Source organism: Actinocorallia lasiicapitis, assembly GCF_054778695.1.
The window spans coordinates 4,649-9,027 of record NZ_BAAGZI010000243.1; the positions used below are offsets into that span (position 1 = coordinate 4,649).

Consider the following 4,379-nt stretch of genomic DNA (forward strand, 5'->3'; position numbering starts at 1 on the left):
CCCCCCCCCCCCCCCCCCCGGGGCCGAGGAGGACGACGAGGAGGGCTCCGGCGAGGAGAACCCCGCCACCGAACCCGCCTCCCGCGACTAGCTAGCGGCCGACCGCCGAACGGACGGCCGCCTCGATCACCTCCAGGCCCGCGACCGCGTCGTTCAACGGCACGGGCGCGGGCCCGCCGTTCTCCAGCGCGTCCACGACCTCCCGGTAGAAGTCCTGGTAGGCGCCGGGCAGCGTACGGACGGGCCGGGCCTGCCCCGGCACCCCGAGGAACCCGTAGCTCTCCGGCGGCATCTGCCCCCAGCCAGGCTCGCGCGGCGTGCGGCCCGCGCGCAGGGCGTCCTCCTGGCCGTCCATCCCGGAGACCACATAGGACGCCTTGTCGCCCAGCACCCGGAACCGCGGGCCCAGATCGGCGGCCGTCGCGCTCATCCACAGATGCGACCGGGTGCCGTCGTCGTGGGTCAGCCCGAGGAACACGTCGTCGGGGACGTGCGCGCCGTTACGGCGTGTGTCGATCTCAGCGTAGACATGGGTGGGCGGGCCGAACAGGCAGATCGCCTGGTCGATCAGATGGGTGCCCAGGTCGTACAGGATGCTCCCCGCGGGATCCTGCTCCTTCCAGGACTCCTTCACCTCGGGCCGCCACCGCTCGAACCGCGACTCGAACCGCTGGATCCGGCCCAGCGCCCCCTCGGACGCCAGCCGCCGCACCGTCCGGAAATCACCGTCCCACCTGCGGTTGTGGTACGGGAACACCGGCGGGCCGATCAGGCCGAGCTCACGCGCCTCCGCCGAGGTCACCGCGATCGGCTTGTCGACGACCACCGGCAGCCCCGCCTCCAGCGCGGCCCTGGCCAGCGGCACATGCGTCGCGTTCGGTGTGGTGATCACCACCAGATCGCAGCTCTGCGGATCCCGGAACACCAGGTCGGCGTCCGGGATGACGGCGACGCCCGGATAGCGGGCCCGGACGGCCTCCTGCCGCTCGGGGTTGCCGGTCACCACCCCGACCAGCACCATCCCCGGAACAGAAGTGATCAATGGTGCGTGGAAGGCCGAACCACCCAGCCCGTACCCGACGAGCACGACACGTACGCTCATCCTCTGATCATGACAAACACCCGGCCCGCCCCGCGCAACGAGGTCCGGAAAACGGCCCTGCACCGACGAAAAGGCCGTCAGGGCAGGCGCAGCTCGGCGAAAACGGCTCGATGGTCGCTGCGGGGAAGGTCGTGAACCGAGTAGGCGGTGACGGCCACCCGCCGGTCGGCCAGGACATGGTCGATGACGACGCCGGGCAACGTGTGGTCCAGCGCCGGCCAGGTGGCCTTGAAGCCGTCGCCGCGAGCGCGGCCGGCGTCACGGTAGCCCGTGGCCAGCAGCGCCCGGATGGTCGGGTGGTCCAGGGTGGCGTTGAAGTCGCCCGCCTGGATCCGCAGCACGCCGTCCGGGGTTGCCGGGACCATCGTGCGCTGACTGTCGGCGAAGCACTTCGCGTGGGACGGGCCCAGCGGGGCGCAGGTGTGCACCGCGACGAACGCGAACGGCTCCCGTCCCGGCATCCGCACCAGGGTCTGGACCGAGCCCGGCGGCCCGGCCACACTGCCCTCCAGCGGAAGACGCGAGTAGAGCGCGGTGCCGTGGGCGCCCTCGGCCACATACGGGAACATCCCTCGCAGACCGAGCCCGTCCAGCCCGCGGACGGCCCGGTCGTTCAGCTCCTGCAACGACAGCAGATCGACCTGCAGCGTCTTCGCCAGCTCGACGATCCGCGCCGGGGGCGTCCCGCCGTGCAGGAGGTTCGCCGACAGCACCCGCACCACCGGACCCTGCGCCGCCGGGCCGTCCTGGGCGAACGCACGCGGCACCACGAACGCCGCCAGCGCCACCGCCACCGCACCCGGCGCCCACCGCCGCAGCCCGAACGCGATCAGCGGCACCACGAACGCCGCGGCCGCGACATAAGGCGTGAACGACACGAGCTGCACCCAGCGGAACCCGGGCATCCAGCCCGTGAACCGCAGCACCGCCCAGACGGCGAACGGCATGACCAGCAGCCAGACGACGGCCGTCATCAAACGTCCCACAGGCCCTTCCCCCGATCCCCGAAATCCCCAGGAACGCCCCATGGTGCCATGGTGCGATCTCTGTGAACGATCATCGACCGGGGCGTGGTTCCCGGCTCGCCCGGTGGGGAAGGTCCAAGATCATGGCTGAGGAGCAGAGCGAAAGCACCGTGACCGTGCTGGTGGCACTCGGTGCCAACCTCGGAATCGCGATCGCGAAGACGGTCGCGGCGATCGTCACCGGATCGTCGGCGATGGCGTCGGAGGCCGCTCACTCCTACACCGACACCTGCAACGAGATCCTGCTGCTGTTCGGGCTCCGCCGCAGCGCCAAGCCCGCGGACCGCAAGCACCCCTTCGGCTACGGCAAGGAGCGGTACTTCTGGTCGCTGCTCGTCGCCGTCGCGATCTTCGGGATGGGTGCGCTCTTCTCCTTCCTGCAGGGGTTCGAGACCCTGTTCCAGGGCGGCGAGGAGGAGTCCGACCCGCTCGTCGGCTACATCGTGCTGGCCATCGCGTTCGTCCTGGAGGGAGCCAGCTTCCTGCAGGGACTGCGCACCGTGAAGCGGGCCGCGCGCGAGGAGAACCTGCCGACCGTGCACTACATGCGCCGCACCGACGAACCGACCTCGGTCAGCGTGGTCGCCGAGGACGCCGCCGCCCTGCTCGGCCTGATCTTCGCCTTCCTCGGGCTGTTCCTGCACCAGATCACCGGCAACGCGTTCTGGGACGGGCTGGCGTCGCTGCTCATCGGCGTGGTCCTCACCTGCGTCGCGTTCCTGCTCGGCCGGATCAACAAGGACCTGCTGATCGGCCACCAGGCCGACCCGCGGCTGGTCAAGGGCGTCCGGGAGATCTTCGCGGCGGCGCCCGAGATCGACTGGGTCGTCGACATCGTCACCATGACCGTCGGCGCCGACCAGGTGCTGGTCTGCGCCCGCCTCGACTTCCGCAACGAACTGACCGCCGGCGACGTCGAACGGACCTGCGTCCGGCTCGCCCACCAGATCAGGGACGCCTACGACGAGATCGACGAGGTCTTCATCGAACCGGTCCCCCGCGACGACCCCGGGCTGCGCGAGCGCGTCATCGAGCGCTACGGGAAGCACCCCTTTACGAAGTAAGCTTCTCCATCAATCGATTGACGGAGACCGGGCGCCCGCCTACGGTGTCCGCATGACCCGCGACGACGGCAGGCAGCGCATCATCGCCGCCGCCACCCACCTGTTCGCCGACCGCGGCTACGCCGGGGCCTCCACCCGGCTCATCGCCGAGGCCGCGGGGCTCAACATCGCGACCGTCGCCTACCACGCGGGCGGCAAACGCGAGCTGTACCTGGCCGTCATGGAGCACGCCCACCGGCTCGAGCGGGAAGCACTCGAAGCCGCGCTCACCGGATTCACGGCCGACACGGCGGGGATCCACCGGCTCGTCGACCGGTACCTCGACTTCTGCGTCGGCCATCCCGAAGTGCCGGCGCTCTGGATGCGACGCTGGCTGTCGGACGCCGCCGACGTCGCCGACCTCGAACGGCTCTACGCCCGCCCCCTCCTCGACCAGGTCATCGCCGCGATCCGGCCCGCCGTGCCCGCCGACGTCGACCCCGGCTACGCGCTGATGACGGTCCTGTGGTGCACCCACGGCTTCGCCCGCGGCGGGGTGCTGTCCCCCGACGGCGTCAGGACCGGCGTCACGGATGCGGCCGAGGTCGCCCGGTTCCGCGCCCACCTGCACCAGCTCGTCACCTCCCTGCTGCGCCTTCCCCTGGAGACACCGTGACCACCCCCCTGACCCGCGGCCGGCTACTCGGCTACGGGATCGGCTCCGTCGGCACCGGGATCTTCTCGGCCGTCCCCGGGCTACTGCTGCTCTACTACCTGACCGACGTCCTCGGGGTCGGGGCGGCGCTCGCCGGGCTCGTGCTCGTCCTGCCGAAAGCCTGGGACGTGCTGCTCAACCCCGTCGTCGGGGCGGCCAGCGACCGGGAGGCCGTCAGGACCGGGCACCGCACCCGGCTGCTGCTGGCCGGGGCGTTCACCCTGCCCGTCCTGTTCGCCGCCATGTTCGCGGTGCCCTCCCCGAGCGTCGCCGCCGTCTGGACGGGCTGCGCGTTCCTGCTCGCCGCCAGCGCCTTCGCCTGCTTCCAGGTGCCGTATGTGGAGCTGCGCGCCGAGATCTCCGACTCCCCCGCCGAACGGGGCAGGGCCATGGCGTGGCGCGTCGTCTGCCTGACCGTCGGGATCCTCCTCGCGGGCGGGCTCGCGCCGCTGCTGGTCGACGCCGCGGGCGGCGGGCGCGGCGGCTACCTGCTG

5 protein-coding genes are annotated in these 4,379 nt (G+C 71.5%); 3 read left to right on the plus strand and 2 right to left on the minus strand.

The window, feature by feature from the left end; translation table 11 throughout:
• Positions 1 to 91: 91 nt before the first annotated feature.
• Positions 92 to 1,102, minus strand: a complete 1,011-nt coding sequence (locus ACYVE7_RS22930; protein ID WP_460367067.1) for a Gfo/Idh/MocA family oxidoreductase — start codon at positions 1,100 to 1,102, stop codon at positions 92 to 94.
• 77 nt (positions 1,103 to 1,179) lie between these two features.
• On the minus strand, positions 1,180 to 2,088 hold the full coding sequence (locus ACYVE7_RS22935; protein WP_460367068.1) for an endonuclease/exonuclease/phosphatase family protein: 909 nt from the start codon (positions 2,086 to 2,088) through the stop codon (positions 1,180 to 1,182).
• Between the two features lie 122 nt (positions 2,089 to 2,210).
• On the opposite strand from ACYVE7_RS22935, the gene ACYVE7_RS22940 reads away from it, so the two are divergent.
• The 3 genes from ACYVE7_RS22940 to ACYVE7_RS22950 all read left to right on the plus strand — a co-directional run.
• Entirely contained in the window at positions 2,211 to 3,191 is a 981-nt protein-coding gene (locus tag ACYVE7_RS22940) for a cation diffusion facilitator family transporter (RefSeq protein ID WP_460367069.1), read from the plus strand.
• A 52-nt stretch (positions 3,192 to 3,243) separates the two neighbouring features.
• Complete coding sequence (locus tag ACYVE7_RS22945) at positions 3,244 to 3,846, plus strand: TetR/AcrR family transcriptional regulator (protein ID WP_460367070.1); 603 nt, start codon at positions 3,244 to 3,246, stop codon at positions 3,844 to 3,846.
• The coding region (locus tag ACYVE7_RS22950) for an MFS transporter (RefSeq protein ID WP_460367071.1) at positions 3,843 to 4,379 on the plus strand (537 nt) is incomplete at its 3' end. The genes ACYVE7_RS22945 and ACYVE7_RS22950, both read left to right, overlap by 4 nt.

Coding starts and splice junctions, on each gene's coding strand:
- ACYVE7_RS22940 (WP_460367069.1), top strand. CDS start 2,211: ATGGCTGAGGAGCAGAGCGAAAGCACCGTGACCGTGCTGGTGGCACTC.
- ACYVE7_RS22945 (WP_460367070.1), top strand. CDS start 3,244: ATGACCCGCGACGACGGCAGGCAGCGCATCATCGCCGCCGCCACCCAC.
- ACYVE7_RS22930 (WP_460367067.1), bottom strand. CDS start 1,102: ATGAGCGTACGTGTCGTGCTCGTCGGGTACGGGCTGGGTGGTTCGGCC.